General features: G+C 46.1%; 14 protein-coding genes. 8 read left to right on the forward strand and 6 right to left on the reverse strand.

Annotated elements, in window-relative coordinates; genetic code table 11:
* Nucleotides 1–46: 46 nt before the first annotated feature.
* A complete protein-coding gene (locus NG821_RS07885; protein WP_394802072.1) occupies nucleotides 47–688 on the forward strand; it encodes a DUF4294 domain-containing protein in 642 nt (213 codons plus the stop codon).
* A gap of 1 nt (nucleotide 689) precedes the next feature.
* Here the strand turns inward: NG821_RS07885 and NG821_RS07890 are convergent, their stop codons facing one another.
* The 6 genes from NG821_RS07890 to NG821_RS07915 all read right to left on the reverse strand — a co-directional run bounded on the left by NG821_RS07890 (nucleotide 690) and on the right by NG821_RS07915 (nucleotide 7,110).
* A complete protein-coding gene (locus NG821_RS07890; RefSeq protein WP_252761117.1) occupies nucleotides 690–1,757 on the reverse strand; it encodes a M28 family peptidase in 1,068 nt (355 codons plus the stop codon).
* An 18-nt stretch (nucleotides 1,758–1,775) separates the two neighbouring features.
* Entirely contained in the window at nucleotides 1,776–3,626 is a 1,851-nt protein-coding gene (locus NG821_RS07895; protein ID WP_252761118.1) for a membrane dipeptidase, read from the reverse strand.
* A 219-nt stretch (nucleotides 3,627–3,845) separates the two neighbouring features.
* The gene (locus tag NG821_RS07900; RefSeq protein ID WP_252761119.1) at nucleotides 3,846–4,322 is read right to left on the reverse strand and encodes an Lrp/AsnC family transcriptional regulator; all 477 of its coding nucleotides are present in this window, start codon (nucleotides 4,320–4,322) and stop codon (nucleotides 3,846–3,848) included.
* Between the two features lie 206 nt (nucleotides 4,323–4,528).
* The gene (locus NG821_RS07905) at nucleotides 4,529–5,467 is read right to left on the reverse strand and encodes an FKBP-type peptidyl-prolyl cis-trans isomerase (RefSeq protein WP_252761120.1); all 939 of its coding nucleotides are present in this window, start codon (nucleotides 5,465–5,467) and stop codon (nucleotides 4,529–4,531) included.
* 124 nt (nucleotides 5,468–5,591) lie between these two features.
* Nucleotides 5,592–6,470: an FKBP-type peptidyl-prolyl cis-trans isomerase gene (locus NG821_RS07910; protein ID WP_252761121.1), complete on the reverse strand. Its 879-nt coding sequence runs from the start codon at nucleotides 6,468–6,470 to the stop codon at nucleotides 5,592–5,594.
* A 55-nt stretch (nucleotides 6,471–6,525) separates the two neighbouring features.
* Nucleotides 6,526–7,110 carry an FKBP-type peptidyl-prolyl cis-trans isomerase gene (locus NG821_RS07915; RefSeq protein ID WP_252761122.1) on the reverse strand — a complete coding sequence of 195 codons (585 nt, stop codon included), beginning with the start codon at nucleotides 7,108–7,110 and terminating at the stop codon, nucleotides 6,526–6,528.
* Between the two features lie 161 nt (nucleotides 7,111–7,271).
* Between NG821_RS07915 and NG821_RS07920 the strand changes: the two genes are divergently transcribed.
* From NG821_RS07920 to NG821_RS07950, 7 genes are all read left to right on the forward strand, one after another.
* The gene (locus tag NG821_RS07920) at nucleotides 7,272–7,988 is read left to right on the forward strand and encodes an SIR2 family NAD-dependent protein deacylase (protein ID WP_252761123.1); all 717 of its coding nucleotides are present in this window, start codon (nucleotides 7,272–7,274) and stop codon (nucleotides 7,986–7,988) included.
* A gap of 22 nt (nucleotides 7,989–8,010) precedes the next feature.
* Nucleotides 8,011–9,675: a nucleoside kinase gene (locus NG821_RS07925; RefSeq protein WP_252761124.1), complete on the forward strand. Its 1,665-nt coding sequence runs from the start codon at nucleotides 8,011–8,013 to the stop codon at nucleotides 9,673–9,675.
* 722 nt (nucleotides 9,676–10,397) lie between these two features.
* On the forward strand, nucleotides 10,398–13,655 hold the full coding sequence (locus NG821_RS07930) for a SusC/RagA family TonB-linked outer membrane protein (RefSeq protein WP_252761125.1): 3,258 nt from the start codon (nucleotides 10,398–10,400) through the stop codon (nucleotides 13,653–13,655).
* A gap of 12 nt (nucleotides 13,656–13,667) precedes the next feature.
* A complete protein-coding gene (locus tag NG821_RS07935) occupies nucleotides 13,668–15,425 on the forward strand; it encodes a RagB/SusD family nutrient uptake outer membrane protein (RefSeq protein WP_252761126.1) in 1,758 nt (585 codons plus the stop codon).
* Between the two features lie 11 nt (nucleotides 15,426–15,436).
* Nucleotides 15,437–16,801, forward strand: coding sequence for a glycan-binding surface protein (locus tag NG821_RS07940; protein ID WP_252761127.1), 1,365 nt, complete (start codon nucleotides 15,437–15,439; stop codon nucleotides 16,799–16,801).
* A gap of 37 nt (nucleotides 16,802–16,838) precedes the next feature.
* Nucleotides 16,839–18,821 (forward strand): IPT/TIG domain-containing protein, encoded by a 1,983-nt coding sequence (locus NG821_RS07945; protein WP_252761128.1) that lies wholly within the window; start codon nucleotides 16,839–16,841, stop codon nucleotides 18,819–18,821.
* Nucleotides 18,822–18,840: 19 nt separating this feature from the next.
* A complete protein-coding gene (locus NG821_RS07950) occupies nucleotides 18,841–20,556 on the forward strand; it encodes a glycosyl hydrolase (protein ID WP_252761129.1) in 1,716 nt (571 codons plus the stop codon).
* The last annotated feature ends 325 nt before the right edge of the window (nucleotides 20,557–20,881 follow it).

Below are 20,881 nucleotides of genomic sequence, written 5' to 3' on the forward strand. Positions count from 1 at the left end.
ATAGAAATTATCTGTATTTTTGCGGTTGAATATGAGAAGGAAATTGATGATTTTCATTTTTTTGTTGCTAGGACTGTTTCAGACAGCCGCTATGGCACAAAATGATCCTGATCGTCCGGGCCATATCAATCCTGAGGACATGAAGGTGGATATGAAAAATCCGACCTTTGAACCTCGTGTGCGTGTCGGGAAAGTGAAATTTATGGGTGACAGTATTCAGTATGTTGAGTTGAACCCTGTCTATATTTTTTCTCCGCCTAATTTTAGTTCGCCCCAAGAATGGGACGCCTATAACCGTTTGGTATACAATGTGAAAAAGGTTCTTCCTATAGCAGAGGAAGTGAATACGATCGTCATAGAAACTTACGAGTATCTCCAGACCCTTCCTAATAAGAAGGCGAGAGATGCCCATATGAAATATGTGGAGAAGAGCATCCGCCATGAATATGAACCGCGGATGAAAAAATTGACTTATGCGCAAGGTAAATTGCTGATCAAACTGATTTACCGCGAGACGAATTCGTCCGCTTACAGTTTGATAAAAGCTTTCTTGGGTCCTATAAGAGCCGGTTTTTGGCAAGCCTTTGCCTGGGTCTTCGGGGCTAGTCTGGAAAAAAGTTATGATCCTAATGGTGTTGACCGCCTTACAGAGCGTGTTGTCCTGCAAGTGCAAAGCGGCCAACTCTGATTCAATGTGTCTTTTCTGTAAATAGTACTTGTATCAAAGTTTGTCCTACGGCTTTGAGTGTCGCTTTGTCGATGTGTGACATATTATCAGAAACGGTATGCCAGGTAGGACCGAAACCGCTCTGGGTACAATTCGGATAATACGGTATAATGTCGATGGTGGGGATATGGGCTGTCTGGTTCAAAGGCAGATGATCGTCTGTGATGGCTTCTCCGTCTTGTTTCGGGAAGAAACTCCGATAGCCTGCCTGTCCTGCTGCCTTCCACACCTTCTTGACAATGGCAGGTGCATATTGCAGGGACATCTGTTCCCGATAGAAATGGGCTCCTTCTCCTCCGACCATATCCAGAAGAATGCCGTAGCGTGCTTCATAGCCTTGGGGCAGATGAGAACTGAAATATTGTGCGCCCAAAGCCCAACTTGAACCGTCATCTGATTTGTTGCTCCATTGTGGGGTACCCCAGTCTTCTGCATCCAGACAGATGAAATCTATTCCTAATCCCTGTTGCTTTAAAGACGGTGACTTGGAGTTGCCTTTCACTTGCTCTTGCTCTTGAAGTACCCGTGCCAACTCTATCATCACTGCTACACCGCTAGCGCCATCATTGGCTGCCAGGATAGGAGTGTGATGCTTCGTGCTGTCCGGATCATTGTCTGCCCATGGCCGACTGTCCCAGTGTGCGCAGATCAGAATACGCGTCGTGGCCTCGGGGTTATAACTGGCAATGATGTTCGTACTGTTCAGTTTCGTGCCGTCATAACCTGTGACTACTGCTGATTGCTGCTGGACCTTGCACCCGTATTGCTTGAACTTGGAGACAATCCATTTCCGGCACTCTTCATGAGCGGCGGAATTCATCGTCCTCGGGCCGAAAGCACACTGTGCAGCTGTAAAAGCATAAGCAGAATCAGCATTGAACGAGGGTCCTACAGGACTGACTTTCTCTGTTGTTTCTTCCGTACTCGTAATGGTTTCGTTCTCACGATGCTTATGGATACCGTACAATCCGGCAATTCCTGCCAGGACAATAACAGTGACACCGGTTATGATTCTCATCTTTCTGGTCATTTTCCTAACTTTATGAACTTACCGGCGAACAGCCTGGACTTGATCCATCACTCTTAGCCAGTTGCCGCCCCAAATCATCTCAATCTCTTTTTCGCTGAACTTCCGCCGGAGGAGTTGGATCGTAAAATGGATGAGTTCGCTGGCATCGGCGAGACCTCTTACCGTTCCATCCCCATCGAAGTCGGTCCCAAGTCCTACGTGTTCTACGCCCATCACCTTGATGGCATGATCCAGATGGGCCATTGCATCCATGATGGTGGCTTCTCCGTCTTTCTTTAGGAACCCGTGATAGAGGGTGATGTGGGCCACTCCGCCTTTCTTGGCAAGAGCCTTCATCTGGTCATCCGTGATGTTGCGCGGGACGTCGCAGAGGGCCTTGCAACAGGTATGGGAGCAGACGATAGGGGTCTTACTGATGTCCAATGCATCATAGAAACTCTTTTCGCTGCCGTGGCTCAGGTCGACCATGATGCCTTGGCGGTTCATCTCCTCGATGACCTGTGCCCCGAAGGAACTCACGCCGTCATGGGTGTTGCAACCGCGGGCACTGTCACAGATATCATTGTCTCCGTTGTGGCACAGGGTGATATAGACTGCCCCACGTTGCGCGAAATGCTTCACGTTGGAGAGGTCATGACTCAGTGCCAGTCCGTTCTCGATCCCGAGCATGATGCTCTTCCTGCCTTTCCGCTTGTCTTCATAGAGGTCTTGAGGCGTCCGGGCAATGCTGAGATACAAACTTCTGCTGTTGACGATTTCTTCGATCTTGTCATAGATCAGGTCGGTATATTCTGCAGGGGTAATCGTCCGCGGCTTGACTTCTATACCGTTCCTTGTCTTGACGGTTTCCTCTTTCAAACTCGGATAGCGTTCGATTAACTGGGGATTGTGGCGGGCGATCCCTTCCAGATCTATTTTGGAAGAAAACGACTCTCCTAATTGTGGTTGGGGCAGATAAGCGACCATTGTCACTGCATTCGTCCGTCCTTCCGTCATCTTGTGCAGGTCGTATAGGATTCTCGGGTCACGATGATCGAATTGGATGCCTTGTGGAAAGAACATCGGTGTGTCACAATGCGTATCCAGTGTGAGGATCCGCTTGTGGATTTCTTTTGCCTGATGGAATTCAGCTGCTTTGTCGACCAGCCATTGGAAAATCTTCAGTCCTTCGTCCCCCAACCATTCCGGATGCCATTGTACTCCTAAAATGGACTTGAACTCACTGCTCTCGATACCTTCTATGACCCCATCAGCAGATTTCGCGGCAATTTGGAAATGCTTTCCGGCATCTCCTACGGCCTGATGATGGAATGAGTTGACGAACAACCGGCTTTTACCGTAAATCTTTTTCAATTCTGAATTGGGCAGAAGCGTGACACTGTGTGTCGGCTCCGTGCGGTCTGCGTCCTGATCGTGCTTGATCTTGATGGAAGGGTTGATGTCCTGGATGACTTTCCCCCCAAGTGCGGTGGCGAGTGTCTGTATTCCCCGGCATATTCCGAGCATTGGGATCTGGCGCCGGAACGACAGTCGGGTGATCAGGAGTTCGGCTAGATCCCTCGTCGCATTGATATGATGCAACTGTGGTACAGGTTCTTCTCCTGACCACAAAGGATTGATGTCGCCTCCTCCAGTCAGGATGAGACCGTCAAGATGCTCGAGTGTATTGACGAGAGTAGGTCTGTCTGCAACAGGTGGGATAAGGACAGGAACACCTCCGGCCTTGATGACTTGCTTGTAATAGACATTCCGGATAGTCGCATCGATGCCCTCATAGTTCGTTGTAAGACCTATAAGCGGCCGAAATGCGGACTCAGGGAAATTCCTGTCATATTCTTCCAGATGCGTATTGATATTGAAATTTTCCATAAGATCTTAAAATTCTTTTCGATCCAAACGATCGACGCGCCAGTTAAACATAGTCTTTGCTCTCCGGATTCACAACCGATATTGCTTTCGGAGATTCGTGCAGTCTGCCGTTTCTCCTCCACATCTTTACAGTTTGTCGCATACCTCTGTATGCACAGTATTAGTGTGTCCGTATCAAGGTCAGTGAACCGGGCAACAAGTTATCTGAAAAGGACCGTTTTATTTTTCCTCGTCATCTTCGATCTTGACAGGTATCTCGCGCTTGATACTCTGCTCGAGAGAAATCAGTGTTTCCGTAGATACCACGCCTGGAATGCTCTGGAGCTTGTTGTTCAACAAATCCATCAGTTGTTCATTGTCCCTGGCATAGAGTTTTACCAGCATCGTGTAAGGACCGGTGGTGAAATGGCATTCTACGATCTCCGGAATGTTGAGCAATCGGTCAACGACTTTCCTGTACATACTGGCGCGCTCAAGGTTGAGACCGATGTAAGTACAAGTAGAATACCCCAGACTCTTCGGATTCACATCGAACCCACTGCCGGTGATGACACCGTTCTCCATCAGGTGCTGTACACGTTGGTGGATAGCTGCGCGGGAGACGCCACATTCAGTGGCGACGTCTTTGAAAGGGATACGTGCATTGGTCGAGAGAATCCTGAGTATTTTCTTGTCAAGTTTGTCTATTTTATACATTTCTCATTTTTTTAATTGGGATTTCCCCTGATTATGTTCTATTTGAAAGCAAATGTAGATAAAATAATCCATACAAACAACAAAATGCACAAGAATATTTAAAATTCCGTGCATTTTGCTCATTTCTTAAGTAAAAGAAGGTTTATACTTCTTAATAAAAGTAGCAAGAGGCCTTTAACTTTTATTTTTTACTCCGTATCGTTTTGTTATTTCTCGTCAGTAGTTCCTTGTGAAGTTACTGATTTCGTGTTTCCCGGTGTAGCGGGGGTTACATTCTTGTCAGCCTGTGGGGTGACAATACCTTTGAGTTCGAGATCGAAGATCAAGGTAGAATAAGGTGGAATCTGTCCTGCACGACGGCTTCCGTAAGCCAGTTCCTGCGGTACATAGATTTCCCATTTGCTGCCTGTAGGCATCTTTGTCAGGGCCTCTGTCCATCCTTTGATCAGACCGTCAGCGCGAAACTTGTCAGTTTTATTGCCGTGGTTCGTGGTGGAATCGAATACCTTTCCGTCGATCGTCCGGCCTTCGTAGACAACTTCCACTTCGTCACTGGGTTTGGGAATAGGACCGTTGCCGGGTACGAGAACCTTGTACTGAAGACCGTCAGGCAGAACGGTGACTCCCGGTTTCTTGGCATTTTCTGCCAACCAGTGTTCGCCTGCTCCTGAAAGAATGTCAGTGGTATAAGCTTTTGCTTTCTTCGTGTCAAAGACAGAAGTGTTCTTGGCAAGCGCATCAGTAAAACCGTTGTTGAAGAAAGTCTCATTTAAATCGGAGGTCACGCTTTTATAGTTTTCCTTCGTTCCCGGGAGAATGCGGTCATTCACCATCTGTGCGATCTGCATACCTGTGATATAGGCTTTTCCTTTAGGCGTACCGGCGGTTTTCATTGCTTCCTGATAGCCGGCAATGAAGTCGGCCATATAGGCGGTGTCGACTTTATAACTCTGTTGGATGAAAGGGATCAGTCCGTCAGTAGCTTCTATTCCGGCTGCGTAACTGAGGGAATCAGTCTTGTTGGCCGGGATAGTGACTGCAGGAGTTCCCTTCTTCTTGTTCTTGTTCTTCTTGGGACCGTTTCCGGCGAATGCGAAAGAGGCATTCAGCAGGAGGATAAAAGAAAATAATACGATTCGTTTCATGATGTGATAGATTTAGAACTTCATAAAAAAGACATCCCTTGTACGTCTACTTTCGGCTTTAAGCCGTGTAGAGTTCACACGAGGGATGTCTAGGATATGATCCGTTATAAAAATATGCCGGGGATTACTTTCCGTTTACTGAAAGCAGTTGAATCTTGAAGATCAGCGTAGAGTAAGGTTTGATAGGACCCTGCTCACGATCACCATAACCTAACTGTGCAGGAACGTAGATCTCCCATGTAGAACCTTTAGGCATGTGTACCAAAGCTTCTGTCCATCCGCGGATGACCTGGTTGGCACGCAACTCGATAGGCTGGCCACGCTTGAAAGAAGAATCGAATACTTTGCCATTGATCAGTCTGCCTTCATAGTTGACCTTTACAGTAGAGGTGTCTGAAGGAATAGGACCGTTGCCTTCTGTGATCACTTTGTATTGTAAACCTGAAGGAAGGGTCTTTACGCCTGCTTTATGCTTGTTGCCAGCCAGCCATTTCTCGTTGGCGGCCTTGTAAGGCCCATAAGTCTTTATCATGCTCTTCTGCTTGATCTGCATCATCTTGACTTGGGCAATCTCATTAGCCTGTTGGATCGTCATGATACCTTTCTTGCCGGTTGTACCGGAGATAAAGCCTGCCATGAAATTCTTGAGGGAGATGGATTTTGTCGAATCGTCACCGAATACTTCGTGGTTGATACCCTTCAGCATTTGGTTGGAAATCTGCTGACCGATCTGAATACCGGCATAGTAAGCAGCTTTCTTCTTGTTGTCTCCGGCATTTGCACCGTCATTGAGACCCTTGATGAAGTCTGCCATGTACGCTGTGTCAATACCCATACGTTGAACCAAGAATTCTTTCAGTCCCTGAGTCTGGGAGAGTCCTAAAGCGTAGGACATGGTATCAATGTCCGTCTTGAGATCGGCCTTAGGCGTTGACTTGCCACAACTTGTGAACATTGCGGCAGCGCTGAGCACTACGAGCGCTCCGATAAAAAGTTTTTTCATTGTTGTTTATTGATTTCTTGTTTTATAGTCTTTTCATTGGTATGCTGCTCTCCCTTTATTTGACGGCAATAAGTTCTACATCGAAGATCAGAGTTGCATATGGGGGAATCGTCTCGCCTGCGCCACGCTCTCCATAGCCCAGGTTATAGGGGATGAAGAACCGGTATTTGGCGCCTTCCTGCATCAGTTGCAGACCTTCCGTCCACCCTGATATGACCTGATTGAGTCCGAAAGTAGCTGCTTGGCCACGGTCATAGGAACTGTCAAACTTTGTTCCGTCGATCAGCGTCCCTTCATAGTGACATTCTACCTGGTCTGTCGCAGTAGGTTTCTTGCCGTTGCCTTTGCGGAGAACCTGATATTGAAGACCTGAAGGCAGAGTGACAACACCTTCTTTTTTACTGTTTTCCTTGAGGAATTTTTCTCCCTCACTCTTGGCACCTGCAGCTAATTCACCGTTCTTCTTCTCGAAGAAGGCATTGATGAGTTGCTGTGCGTCAGCGTCATTCATGGCAAGTTGATTACCGGATATGCAGTCTTTGACACTTTGGGTAAAGTCATCAATACTGAAATTAGGAATGCTTAGTTGTGCAAGTTGACGACCGATGCCAATTCCCAAAGCGTAGCTTAATTGATCCATAGGGTTTACTTAATATTATATAAATTGTTTATTAATCACACAAAGGTACGACTTTTCTTGTGGATTACCACGTAATTTGCAAAAAAAATACTAAATTTGTGGTATGTTAAAAGATTAAGGCTGAGTCGCTAACAGCGGTAAAGGAAATAATAGATAGGACAATGAAAAAGAATCTCGTTTTTTTGACGGGTGCCGGTATGTCTGTTGAGAGCGGATTTTCGACATTCCGTGGCAATAATGGACTTTGGGACAACTATCCCGTGGAGCAGGTCTGTTCTCACGAAGGGTGGTTGAAAGACCCGACTCTGGTGACGAATTTCTATAACGGTTTGAGGAAAAAACTCTGGAAGGGTGAACCGAATGAGGGACACCGGTTGATCAAAGCTCTGGAAAAGGATTATCAGGTGACGGTCGTCACTCAGAATGTCGACAACCTGCACGAGAAGGCAGGTTCCTCGAAGATCATCCATCTGCATGGGGAATTGACGAAGGCCGGCTCCTCTGACAATATGTATGATCCGGCATGTATTGAGGAGTTGACGCCGGACCATTCGGATGTCCTGCCTGGCACGAAAGCCAAGGACGGGAGTCTGCTGCGCCCGTTTATCGTCTTCTTCGGCGAGGGCGTGCCGATGATAGAACCGGCAGCACAGGTTGTCATGAAAGCGGATATTTTCGTCGTTGTGGGCACTTCCCTCAATGTCTATCCTGCTGCAGGACTGTTGCAGTATGCCGGACCACAGGTGCCGGTATACCTGATAGACCCTAACCCGCCGTTGTCTTCAGGCCGAAAAGTGAAGGTGATAGCCAAAGGGGCCGTGGAAGGCATGAAAGAACTTTATCATATCCTGACGCGGGACGCTCAGGAAAGTAAATGAGGAGGGTAATCGAGGATTCAGTATGAAACAACAGGTTGTACAGATACGTTGTAAAAATAATAATCAGACTAAAAATGTCCCTATAGGAAGTACGCTTTCAGAGGTCTTCCGGGATTTCAATCTTCACATGGACTATGGTCCAATCAGTTGTAAAGTGAACAATAAGGTAGAAGGCTTGCACTTCCGTGTCTATCACAACAAGGATGTGGAATTTCTCGATATGCATACTTCTTCCGGCTCCCGGAACTATACGCGTACCTTGTTCTTCGTATGCAGTAAAGCGGTGCATGACTTGTATCCCAATTCTAAGGTGATCATCGATATTCCGGTATCGAACGGTTACTACGTGGACCTGCAGATCGGACATTCTGTGGGACTCGAGGATGTGAAGAAGATCAGGGAAAGGATGCAGCAGATCATCGATGCAAAGATCCCGATCAAGCGCTTCGAAGTGCACACGGAGGATGCTGTCAAAATGTTCCGGGACAAGGGGGACTTGGAAAAGGTCAAACTCCTCAGCAGTTCGGGTAGTCTCTATACAACTTATTATCAGATAGACGACTATGTGGATTATTACTATGGTTCGCTGCTGACCAATACGAGATATCTTTATCTGTTCGGCCTCGAGAAATTCTACAGTGGGATGTTGCTGCGTATTCCCAGTCTGGATAATCCCGCTGTCCTCCTGGATATGACCCGGCAGGACAAGATGTTTGAAATCTTCCAGGAGCATCACCGCTGGCAGGATATCATGGGTGTACGGACAGTTGGTGATTTCAATGAGGCAGTGGAGAAGGGGAGAACAACCGTCCTGATCAACGTCTCCGAGGCTTTGCAAGAAAAGAAGATCGCGCAGATTGCTGATGAGATAGCCAACAGGAAAGAGACCCGCCTGGTCCTCATCGCCGGTCCTTCTTCTTCAGGTAAGACCACAACCTGTAAGCGGCTTTCTATCCAATTGATGGCAAATGGGATAAGACCGCTCCAGATCTCCCTTGACGATTATTTCGTCGACCGTCATCATACGCCGAAAGATAAGGACGGGAATCTGGATTATGAAAGTATCTATGCCTTGAATCTGGATCTCCTCAACCGGCAATTGATGGCTCTCTTTAGAGGGGAAGAGATCGAATTGCCAAAATACAATTTCCAAACGGGGATGAGTGAATCCAGCGGTGTCAAGATGAAAATGAACGATCACAACATCTTGGTTGTGGAAGGTATTCATGCCCTGAACCCGGAATTGACGGCTCAAATTCCTGAAAGTTATAAATACCGTGTCTATGCTTCTGCCCTGACGACCATCCTTCTGGATGATCACAACTATATCCCCACAACTGACAACCGTCTTCTGCGCCGAATCATCCGGGATTACAAGTATCGTGGCGTGAATGCGCAGCAGACTATCCAGCGCTGGCCGTCAGTACGTGCCGGAGAAAACAAATGGATATTCCCTTATCAGGAAAATGCAGACGGGATGATCAATACGGCTCTGCTGTTCGAGATTGCCGTCATCAAGACCCAGGCGGAGCCATTGCTTCAGCAAGTTCCGGAGAATTGTGAGGAATACTCGGAAGCCTATCGTCTTTTGAAATTTCTGAAGTATTTTAAACCGATTTCTTATCGGGATATCCCTCCGACAAGTTTGTTGCGTGAATTCCTTGGAGGCAGTTCATTCAAGTATTAACTGGCATACTTTTCTTTAGAGGACGATTGATAGAACTGGTACAGAATGACTTCTTGTCCAATAACTTCAATCTTTGCGATGGTATTCGAATAAGGCAGACCAATATCCTGCATAATGGTCCACCATTATGCTGCATTTTGGTGTACCATTATGCAGCATATTGCTTTCTTTGTAAAGTACTCTCATCCTTTTCTCTTTTTTGATTCAGATCTGATTCGGACGTAAGGGCTGTTTTGCCCTTTCGGGAAATGAATTTACAAGACATAACTGAACCGGTTATGCCTTTTTTGATTTTGCGGTTTTGTAACCAATACTTTATTTGCATCGTTTAGCCTTCTAAACTTGTTGAATCTCTCATTCTCAGTAATAAAACCTATCGTTCTGAAGAAACATGGGTGGATAGGTCATCAAATCCGGTAGTATTGTTAATACTCTAACGAAAAAATAGTTGGTCAGTGTCGGTTTCTCTTATGGGAATACTGAAAGTAGTTGGTTAAGGATCTGAATTCTTCATATTCCGGTAAAAATTTGGATTTCTCGCATAGAAATGCAAAATAATATTAGAAGTTGATAAATGAGTATTATAATAATCATTTGGTTTTGTTTATATTTGCACACAGACAATGAGATAGGTTAATACCAATAAATAGACGATTACCTTTTTCGATCTAATTGACTAATAGTAATTTGAAAATCTAAATTTATAAAATAATCTAAAATGTATGAAACAAAACCACGGTAAGACCACGTTACTGGCGGGGCTGTGTTCTTTGGCTCTTTTTAGCTTTAGTCCGTCAACCTACGCCGTAGAGGGAGATTCGTTCTCTTCAATCGTGCAACAAAGTAAAAAGAAGATTACTGGCACCGTATCCGATGAGCAAGGGCCCGTCATTGGCGCGACAGTGCGGATAAAGGGAAGTTCTACAGGAACGATCACTGATATTGACGGCCATTACAGTCTTGTAGTTCCTGAGGGATCGACTTTGGAAATCTCCTATGTCGGGTATGTGACCAGGGAGGTCAAAGTCAACGGCCAGTCTACTGTCAATGTGACTTTAAAGGAAGATCACCAGAGTTTGAATGAGGTTGTCGTTGTCGGTTACGGCAGCATGAAGAAGAGTGATATCTCCGGTGCATCTTCTACCTTGAAAGACGATGCCATCAAAAACAGTGTAATATCGTCTGTCGATCAGGCCCTCCAAGGTAGGGTAGCAGGCATTACTGCGATGCAGACTTCCGGTGCGCCCGGGTCGTCGACGTCTGTCAGGATCAGGGGTACGGCTACTTTGAATTCCAATGCTGAACCTCTGTATGTTATTGATGGAGTCATCTACCAAAGCAATGGTTCTACGGGATCAAGTCTCGGACTTGGTGATGCACTTGGCAATGGTCAGGTGTCTACGGTTTCTCCTATGTCTACTCTAAACCCGAATGATATTGAATCGATGGAAATCCTGAAGGATGCTTCTGCAACAGCTATCTACGGAGCTCAGGGTGCAAATGGAGTGGTCCTGATCACCACGAAGAGAGGTAAGGCCGGAACGGCTAAGTTTTCCTATGACGGAAGTGCTGCATGGAGCCGACAGGCAAGGCGTCTGGACATTATGAATCTTCGGGAGTATGCCGGGTTCTATAATGATTTCGTCAAGACTGGTCAAGCAGATCCTAATGATTATTATTCTGATCCTTCTTTACTGGGCCGGGGGACGAACTGGCAGGATGCAATCTTCCAGACGGCATTCCAGCAACAACACCAACTCTCTGCAGAAGGAGGGACAGACAAAGTGCGGTATTTCGTCTCCGGTGGATATATGAGCCAGGAAGGGACAATCATCGGGAGTAAGTTTGACCGCCTTTCACTACGTACCAATTTGGATGCCCAACTGAAGAGTTGGCTCAAGATGGGACTGAATGTCAGTTTCGCAAATACACACGACAAACTCCTTCAGGCTGATGGTGATGAGGGCGTCGTCAACTATTCCCTGACTACCCTGCCGGATATACCTATTTATAATATTGACGGCGGCTATTCTTCTGTCGTCAGGGAAGGGTATACGAATCCGAACCCTATAGCCCTTGCATTGATGGATGATATCCGACTGCATCGCCAGAAACTCAATGGGAGTTTGTTCTTCGATGTGACTCCGATCCGTAATCTGACGTATCATACTGAGTTCGGCTGGGATCTGGACTGGAGTCAGGGTGATACGTATATGCCTACAGTAGATTTAGGGACTTGGAAAAGGTCTAAGAACGAGAGTCGGATTCAGAAAAATACAGGTACCTATTGGACGCTGAAGAACTATATAACTTATTCTAATGTTATAGGTGACCATTCTTTCAGTGCGATGGTCGGACAAGAGGCTTGGAAGAGTCACTGGGATTATATTTCCACCTATAATACAGGTCTGCCTTCTGATGCAGTCCATAACCCTTCACTTGGCACAGGTACTCCGCAAATCAGCAATGGTTGGGGAACGACGACGATGGCCTCTTTCTTCGGGCGACTGACCTATAACTATGCTGACCGGTATATGGCTACGGCGACACTGCGCTTTGACGGAAGTTCCAATTTCGGTCCGAACAAGAGATGGGCTTCATTCCCTTCCTTTGCCCTTGGCTGGCGCTTCACAAATGAAAAATGGATCTCTAAATTGACTAAGAACTGGATGAATAACGGCAAACTCCGTATCGGTTGGGGATCTACCGGCAATGCGGGAGACAAAGCTTATCGCTGGGGGACGACGATTACCCGTATGTCCTCTTATTTGGGAATGGGCTATCGGCCTTCCAATATCCCTAATCCTGACGTTCAATGGGAATCGCAAAAGCAATGGAACGTGGGACTTGACTTGGGATTCTTCAATGATCGTATCGGTGTCACAGCCGACTGGTACCGTAAGGAGTCCAAAGACTTGTTGATGCTTTCTCAATTGCCTTCTTTTATGGGTACTTCAGGAAACGTATCCTCTGCTTTGACTGCGCCTTATGGCAATTATGGAGACCTGCTCAACACTGGTCTCGAACTTACCGTGAATACGCACCCGATAGTCGGAAAGTTCCAATGGGATTCCAATTTCGAGATTTCATGGAACAAGAGTACGCTCAAATCCCTTCAGGGAGCGACAAGTGCGAATCTGGTGGGGTACGGTCAATGGAACGATGTCGTAAGCGTCACTCGTGTAGGTGGACAACTCTTTGATTTCTATGGCTATGTCACTGATGGCGTCTATCAGAATCTAAAAGATCTTCAGACCTCTGCAAAACCTGAAAAATATCCCGCAGACGGTAAGTTTAATCGAAGCAATACCGTCTATGTGGGTGACATTAAATACAAGGATCTCAATGGTGACGGTGTGATTGATACCAAAGACCAGACGGATTTAGGGCACGCCCTTCCAAAATTCACTTGGGGCTGGACGAATACCTTCCGTTATCGGAATTTCGATCTCACTGTTTTCATTAATGGCTCTGTAGGAGCCAAGGCTCTGAACTATATGAAGATGAAACTGACGCAGATGAATACCGTCTGGTCAAATCAGTTGACGGATGTCCTGAACCGTGCTATCCTTGAACCTGTAGATCCGTCTATAGTCTATACGGACGGCAGCCATTGGTATGATCATGTGGAGAACGTGAAGGTCTCCAATCCTTCCGCTTCGATTCCCCGTGCCACACTCTCTGATCCGAATGACAATGCCCGTATCAGTGACCGGTATATTGAAAGCGCTACGTATCTGCGCATGAAGAATATCGCCTTGGGCTATACTTTCCCGAAGAAATGGATTGCACATGCGGGATTGACAAATCTGAGGGTATATTGCAATATCCAGAATCTGTTCACGATTACACCTTATGACGGGTATGACCCGGAAATCGGCAGAAGTACAAATGATGCCAACGGATTCTCTTATAATGTGGATAATGGAAGGTATCCTTCTCCGATCACTTTTTCATTTGGGCTTAACCTAACATTCTAATTCATGTATATTATGAAATTAAGGGATATTAAATTGATCATACCGGCCTTCATGGCGGTGATGAGTTTTACCGCTTGTAACAGTTTTCTAGATCAGCCGGCAACAGATAATTATAATGCAGATAACTTCTACCAGAATGATGACCAGTGTATAGAAGGGGTCAATTATCTGTATAATTCTCCCTGGTATGATTTCCAGCGAGGATTTATCAAAGTTGGAGAGGTGCTCTCCGGTAACTATATGTGGCCGAACAGTCCTTATTTGACCTTTACAGTGAATAGCACTGATGAGGATCTGGTGAATATGAGTTATTCTTTGTGGGCTGTCATCGGGCATGCCAATACGGTATATGACAATCTGAAAAAAGCCAGTGGTCCTTCTGAAGCCATAAAAAACCAATGTATGGGAGAAGCCCTCACATGGAAGGCGATGGCTTATTTCTATCTGGTCCGTACTTTTGGGGATGTGCCTATTGTCCATGACAACTCGACTTCTATCGGAAACCAGGAATACAGTACGATGCGTAAGGTCCAGAAAAGTGATGTCTATGATTATATCATCATGACACTCGAACAGGCAATGACTGATCTTAAAGGGGTCAAAACTCCGGGTAATGGGCGGATAGACTATTATTCTGCCGAGGGACTTCTCGCCAAGGTCTATCTAACGAAGAGCGGGGTCAGTGCAGGCGGGAAAGGACAGCGTAATACAGACGACTTGGCGAAAGCTGCTTCTTATGCAAAGGATGTCATTGACAATTCCGGAAGGAACCTTCTCGACAACTATTCGGATAATTTCCGCCTTGCCAATAATAATAATCAGGAGAGTCTGATCGCCTGGAAATGGATAGTCAGCAACCAGTGGACTTCTCAAAATACTTTGCAGAGTGATCTTGCTATGGTAGGATTTGATGAATATGGAGACTGTTGGGGTGGCTATGGCGGTCCGTCAGTAGATTTGCAGGATGCTTTCGGCGTCAGTGCTTTGCAAAGCCCTGAATTGCGGTCAGACCTTGATGCCCGTCGTAAAGCTACAATGATGATGGCAGGCGACTTCTATGATTATTTCTGGACGGACAAAACAGATAAGAACGGCAAGAAAGGCTTCAATTACCTGCAGTTTATCTATGATAAGGATTATGGCGCAGGAGGTCCTAATGGCCAGTATCAGAGTCCGACAGGGGCCAATGACGTGAAACAACTTTATGGGGATGATGCCGATCATATTGCGGGAGTTGGCACTTCTGCTGCAAATATGGCAAGTTCGCTTTCGACTCATATCCTTCGACTGAGTGATATCTATCTGATCTATACAGAGGCTGTCATTGGCAATAACGGATCAACGACTGATGCCAGTGCCATAGATGCCTTTTATAAAGTGCGTCATCGCTCTGTCCCCAGTTATAAGCGTCCTGCTTCCGTCTCTTGGACAGATGTATGGAAAGAGCGTCGCCTGGAGTTTGCTATGGAGGGTGATCACTGGTATGATTTTGTACGTCGGAGTTATTTTGATATGGACGGAGCTATTCAAGAACTGAAATCACAGAGACGGAATCAGTATTATAATCTTGGCGATGTCTATCAACGCTATTATGAGAGTGGAATTTGGAGTGTAGATACCACCTTGACACGTTACAACACAGATACACCTGTTCCGAATGTGACGGCATCCAGTTTTACCCTTCCTTTCCCTCAAAATGACGTGGTCATCGACCCGAGTCTGAATGATTCTCCTATTCATGTGGATGTACGTAAAACTTATTCCTATTAATCATCAAGCAAATGAAAACAAGATATATCTATAGATTCATATACGTGTTCCTGGTTTTGTCAGGAATCGTACTTGCCTCTTGTGAAGATCAGCCTGATAAGTTCGAGTTGTCCGGCGGCACGCCAGAGGTGAGTTATATTCGTGTCGCAGCCGATACTGCCACATATAAGAACGGTGGCACGACAATCGATTATTCTGACCTGAATGCGACACAGGCATCCATGCAGTCAGTTCTCTGTCTCGTGGGCAATAACTTGAGGAGCATTAAAGAGATGTATTTCAATGATCAGAAGGCTGTCCTTAATACCAGTTATATTACCGACCATACTCTTTTTGTTTCTGTTCCAAACGAAATCCCGGGTAAAGTGACTGACAAGATTTATATGGTCAATAAGAGCGGAGACACGACAACGTACGATTTTCATGTCATCGTTCCTGCTCCTGTTGTCAGTACGATGTCATACGAGTATGCGTCTGCCGGCACAGATGTGACCTTGACAGGGGATTATTTCGTGGACGACTCCGGTACGCCTTTGACTATCTCTGTGGGGAACAATAAGACTCCGGTCACCCAGATCAAGAGCATTACCAAGACCTCAATTGTCTTTACAATGCCTGAGGGAGCTGATGAAGGACCTGTTTCTGTAACTTCTGTCTATGGGACTACAAGGTCTTCTTTCCATTATAAGGAATCTCGTGGAATACTCTTTGACTTTGATGGCTTGACAGGCTTGGGTAATCATGGTTGGCACGATCGTCCGATCCTGACAGACCAGACCAGTTCTACGGGGAATTACATGCAGTTAGGTAGCGGCTCGGCAACAATGACGGCGACCGGTGATTGGAATGATGCTGATTTCGCTTTCCAATACTGGCCCGGAAGTTTCAATACTCCTGTAGACTATCCTGCCGATGGTAAGAAATTAACCTCTTTGGTTGATTTCTCTGACTGGAAGAATCTGGCCCTCCAGTTCGAAATGTATGTCCCTTCATCCAATCCTTGGTCAGCCGGCGCTTTACAGTTTGTCTTTGCAGGCATTGATCGTGTCACTTATGGAAATCCCGGAATAGATATAGACGGGAATACTGTAGCCGGCGCCAATAATGCATTTATGCAGGATGATGTTTTGCCTCGTGCACTTTATCGTCCATGGACAACTAATGGCTCTTACGATACAGGGGACAAATGGGTCACTGTGACGCTGCCTTTGTCGAGTGACTTTATTTACGGCTACAGTGGGGCTAGAGCGTCAGGCTCTTTGAGTCCTAAGGACTTTGCAAGTTTGACAATCTTCCTTGTAGGAGGAGGTATCAATGGTACAGACTGCAAGCCGATCATCAAGTTGGACAATATCCGTGTCATTCCTCTGAAATAATGATAGGAAAAGAAAAGAATCTAAAAATCTGAATTTTATGAAAACCTATAAAATAAAGACCTTGTTGGTCGTTGTGGGTCTCGTCTTTGCAGGATTGTCATTTGTCTCCTGTAATCATGATGATCTTGACACAGACCAATATACCGGGACCAAGATGAATGTCTATGGTCCTAATCCTGTAGCTCGAGGCGGTCAACTCCGTTTCTTAGGCTCAAATATGAATGAGGTTACGACAATCACGATTCCCGGTGCCGGTGATGTGACTGACCTCAAGCATGTCAGTGATAAGGAAGTTGACGTGACGGTTCCTCAGAATGCTGAGGTGGGATATGTGACCTTGACTTTCAAGGATGGTACTAAACAGGTGACCAAGACCCAACTGACTTATTCTGAACCGATCAGCATCACAAGTATCACTCCGGGTACAGTTGATCCCGGTGATGTCATAACTATCAAGGGCGAATATCTCAATCTGATCCATGCTGTCATCTTCTCTAATAATGTCAGCATCGGTGACAGTGCATTTATCACGCATTCCAGAAACGAGATTCAGGTTGCTGTTCCAGTGACGGCACAATCAGGTCCGGTTATCCTGAGTGATGAGAAAGGGGATTTGCCTCAATGGATCTACAGTAAGCAGGATCTTGTCGTAAACCTGCCGACTATAACAGGGATAGCTCCTGCAACTGTTCTCCCCGGAGCAGAACTGACGATTAACGGTACTCATCTTGATTGGATAGAAACTGTTGTTCTCGGGGGTGTCTCAACGACTGATTTCACAGTAGCCAAGGATGCTAAGAGTCTTGTAGTTACTGTTCCTGTGAACGCTCCTTCCGGCGAGGTCACTTTGATAAGCAAATCGGGTGTAAGTATTGCTGCTGGTAAAGTAGAGACATTGAATCCTTCGGATCTCAAGGCCACTCCTGAACCTGTCAAGAATGGTGCCGTACTGACGATAACTGGTAAGAATCTCAGTACAGTCACCAGTGCAATCTTCCCTCATTCTGATGCCGTCTCTCCTGCTGCAGTTACAGCCAATTCTGTCAGTTTTACCGTTCCTTCCACTGCTCAGAACGGCGATATCACATTGGTATCGTCCAATGGCTCTAAAGTGACGGTACCTTATCAACTCGTTGCACCGGTAGTGACTTCCTTCGTGCCTGCTTCTGCTCCTCAGGGAACGACTTTGACGGTCAATGGAACTGACCTTGATCTGGTAGATCAGGTAACCTTTACAGGAATGGCTGTCCCGACGACGATTGTCCCCAAGTCGGCAACGTCTTTCCAGGTGCTGGTTCCTTCTGGGGCTCTCAGTGGAAAACTCACACTTAATTTGAAGAACGGTTCTACTTTGGAGACCACTTCCGTGACAATTACCGCACCTCTTGTACCGACTGTAACGGGTGCCGGTGCGACGGCAAATCCTGGAGGTATGTTGACTCTGACCGGAGCACATTTGGATGAGGCTGGGAAATTCTTCCTCGGTGATTATGGATTGGAGACGATAAAAGCTGAGGCTGGATCTGTACAGGTAAAACTCCCTGATAATATTCCTTATGGAACTTATCCGGTTAAATTTATCAATAAGGAGGGTAATTTGGAGACAACTCAGGTGCAGGTATTGGTGACTAGTCCTGAATATACTCTGATGAATACCCCGACGACCATATCTGGATGGGGCGATCCCAGAATTTATATGGATCGTACGACTCCTACTGATATTTCCAAACTGACAATTGTTCCGGGTGTATCGAAACTGATCCTGTATTATGACGCTCCAGCATGGTTTGATCTGCAGTTTAATGATGCTTCTTGGACTCCTTATGGAGAAGTGAAGGCGGATGCCAGTTCTACATTGACCAATGGTGCTGCGCCTATAGGGAATGGCCAAAAGGTCGAGGTCACTGTCACTCAGGCTATGCTGAATGCATGGAATGTGCAGGATGGCTGGTCCGGCTATTTTACGATCATCCAGGGAGACGGTGGTGTAACTGTCAACAAGATCACCCTTTTACCTTAATGAATAAGTTTTATTGATTATGAAAATAAAATATTTGTTGTTTGCCGTTACTGCTGTTCTGGCTCTTGCCGGATGCAGCAACGATGTAGACATTTCTGTTGCCGATGTGGCTGCGCCGGTCCTTAAGACAGTTACTCCTGATCAGAAATCGGTTGAGCGTCCCGGCGTTAAGGATATCACTTTGACTTTCGATAAGAATATCTTCTTCTATTCCGGTGATGCAAGTCAGATAACCCTGAATGGACAGGCAGTCAATTCTGCGGAAGTCATCGGGTCTGATTCCGTTCTTCATATCCAGGCCCAGTTTCCTTCGGGGACAGATTCGTATGATTTGGAAATTCCTGCGGGTCTGATTACAGGTCCGAATAAAATGCCGGTGCCTGCTGTCTCTGTTAAATGGACGGCTGTCTCTGTTGCTATTTCGGATGCTCCTGCAAATGCTGCCGTCAACGCAGAGGCCAAGGCACTGTATGACCGACTCAGTAAGTCTTATGGTCATCAGATCTATTCTGGGATGATGGCGGATGTGGCGTGGAATCACACACCTGCCGATCATGTGGGGGCTGTAACTGGAAAATATCCTGCGATAGCGGGCTATGATTTCATCCATTTGGCACATTCCGGGGAGAACTGGATCAACTATGATGATATCACACCAGTCAAGGAATATGCTGATGCCGGCGGACTGATTACAATATCGTGGCACTGGAATGTCCCGAATACGCCTTTAGCTGCAAAAACTGTGGCGATGACAAGTGACTGGGGAGCTTCTCTCCAGATTACCTCTGGGGGAAATTCTGAAGATTCTCGGGCTTTATTGGCTTTGTCTGGTGCTGCGGCAGGAGACAGACTAGTAGTTGAATTTAAGGATGCCAAGAAGGGGGCACAAGGCTCCATCAAAAATTCTAATTGGTCAGGCGTCAAGGATGCAGGCGGTTATTCTTATGATTATTTCAATATTGACCAGTCTGACGGAAAGTTCGGCAATGAAGACAATGACGTCAACTCTTTTGAACTGACCCTTGACGCGACCTCCGCTGCTGATATACAGAAAGGTGTGGTCATCTCGGGGCACGATTATACCCTTACCCGCGTTTTCCTAGTAAAGAATGGTAAAGATGATTATTCTTATAGTCCTGAGGGAACAAGTTTTTCTTGTGACAGTATCTTGAAAACCGGAACTTTGGAGAATCAGATCATGAATCAGGATTTGGCTCAGGTAGCTTCACATCTGAAGGACTTACAGCAAGCAGGAATACCCGTTCTCTGGCGTCCGCTTCATGAAGCTGCAGGAAATATCCCTAATGGCGGAAGTGCTTGGTTCTGGTGGGGAACTGCAGGTGCGGAACAGTTTAAGGCCCTCTGGCAATATGTCTTCAACTATATGAAGAATGCTGGTGTCAACAATTTGCTTTGGGTCTGGACAGGGGATGAAAACTGGGCTGACTGGTATCCCGGAGACCAATATGTCGATTTCGTAGGCGCAGATATTTATAATCAGAAAGATGCTTCGGCTATATCCACAAAATTCAATAATCTGCAATATACTTATCTGCACAAGATGATGACTATGAGTGAATGTGGCGCTATTGCTAACATTTCCGATATTTGGAATGCAGGCGGCTGTTGGTCGTGGTTCATGCCTTGGTATGGTGATTACAGTACTGGTGTTCCTCAGGCTTCGGACGACTGGTGGACGGATGCTATGAAATTTGACCATACGGTTGCCAGATGACCGATAGCTATTAGATTCCAGGATGGGGTGCATTTGCCCTCTCCCTGCAATTATGAAAATAAGGTATTTCCTGCTGTCAAAATTCAGAGTGGGAAATACCTTTTCTCTTTTTCTTTTATTCTTTCCGACTCCGGATTTCGGCCTTTAAAATCATAACTGGTCCGATTGATAGATAGTTATTCCGTTATGACCTGAATCGGCTCTTTCCAATTAGAAGTGCAAAAACACCTTGGTGCAAAAATCATGAAAAACACCGCGGCGGTTTGCCTCGCGGCTGGGGGTGCGAAGCCCCCAAAGAGCGTCAGGTGATGACTTAAGCAATGCA

The sequence above is a fragment of the Segatella cerevisiae genome, from assembly GCF_024054555.1.
Classification (GTDB): domain Bacteria; phylum Bacteroidota; class Bacteroidia; order Bacteroidales; family Bacteroidaceae; genus Prevotella; species Prevotella cerevisiae.

Coding starts and splice junctions, on each gene's coding strand:
- NG821_RS07885 (WP_394802072.1), top strand. CDS start 47: ATGATTTTCATTTTTTTGTTGCTAGGACTGTTTCAGACAGCCGCTATG.
- NG821_RS07890 (WP_252761117.1), bottom strand. CDS start 1,757: ATGACCAGAAAGATGAGAATCATAACCGGTGTCACTGTTATTGTCCTG.
- NG821_RS07895 (WP_252761118.1), bottom strand. CDS start 3,626: ATGGAAAATTTCAATATCAATACGCATCTGGAAGAATATGACAGGAAT.
- NG821_RS07900 (WP_252761119.1), bottom strand. CDS start 4,322: ATGTATAAAATAGACAAACTTGACAAGAAAATACTCAGGATTCTCTCG.
- NG821_RS07905 (WP_252761120.1), bottom strand. CDS start 5,467: ATGAAACGAATCGTATTATTTTCTTTTATCCTCCTGCTGAATGCCTCT.
- NG821_RS07910 (WP_252761121.1), bottom strand. CDS start 6,470: ATGAAAAAACTTTTTATCGGAGCGCTCGTAGTGCTCAGCGCTGCCGCA.
- NG821_RS07915 (WP_252761122.1), bottom strand. CDS start 7,110: ATGGATCAATTAAGCTACGCTTTGGGAATTGGCATCGGTCGTCAACTT.
- NG821_RS07920 (WP_252761123.1), top strand. CDS start 7,272: ATGAAAAAGAATCTCGTTTTTTTGACGGGTGCCGGTATGTCTGTTGAG.
- NG821_RS07925 (WP_252761124.1), top strand. CDS start 8,011: ATGAAACAACAGGTTGTACAGATACGTTGTAAAAATAATAATCAGACT.
- NG821_RS07930 (WP_252761125.1), top strand. CDS start 10,398: ATGAAACAAAACCACGGTAAGACCACGTTACTGGCGGGGCTGTGTTCT.
- NG821_RS07935 (WP_252761126.1), top strand. CDS start 13,668: ATGAAATTAAGGGATATTAAATTGATCATACCGGCCTTCATGGCGGTG.
- NG821_RS07940 (WP_252761127.1), top strand. CDS start 15,437: ATGAAAACAAGATATATCTATAGATTCATATACGTGTTCCTGGTTTTG.
- NG821_RS07945 (WP_252761128.1), top strand. CDS start 16,839: ATGAAAACCTATAAAATAAAGACCTTGTTGGTCGTTGTGGGTCTCGTC.
- NG821_RS07950 (WP_252761129.1), top strand. CDS start 18,841: ATGAAAATAAAATATTTGTTGTTTGCCGTTACTGCTGTTCTGGCTCTT.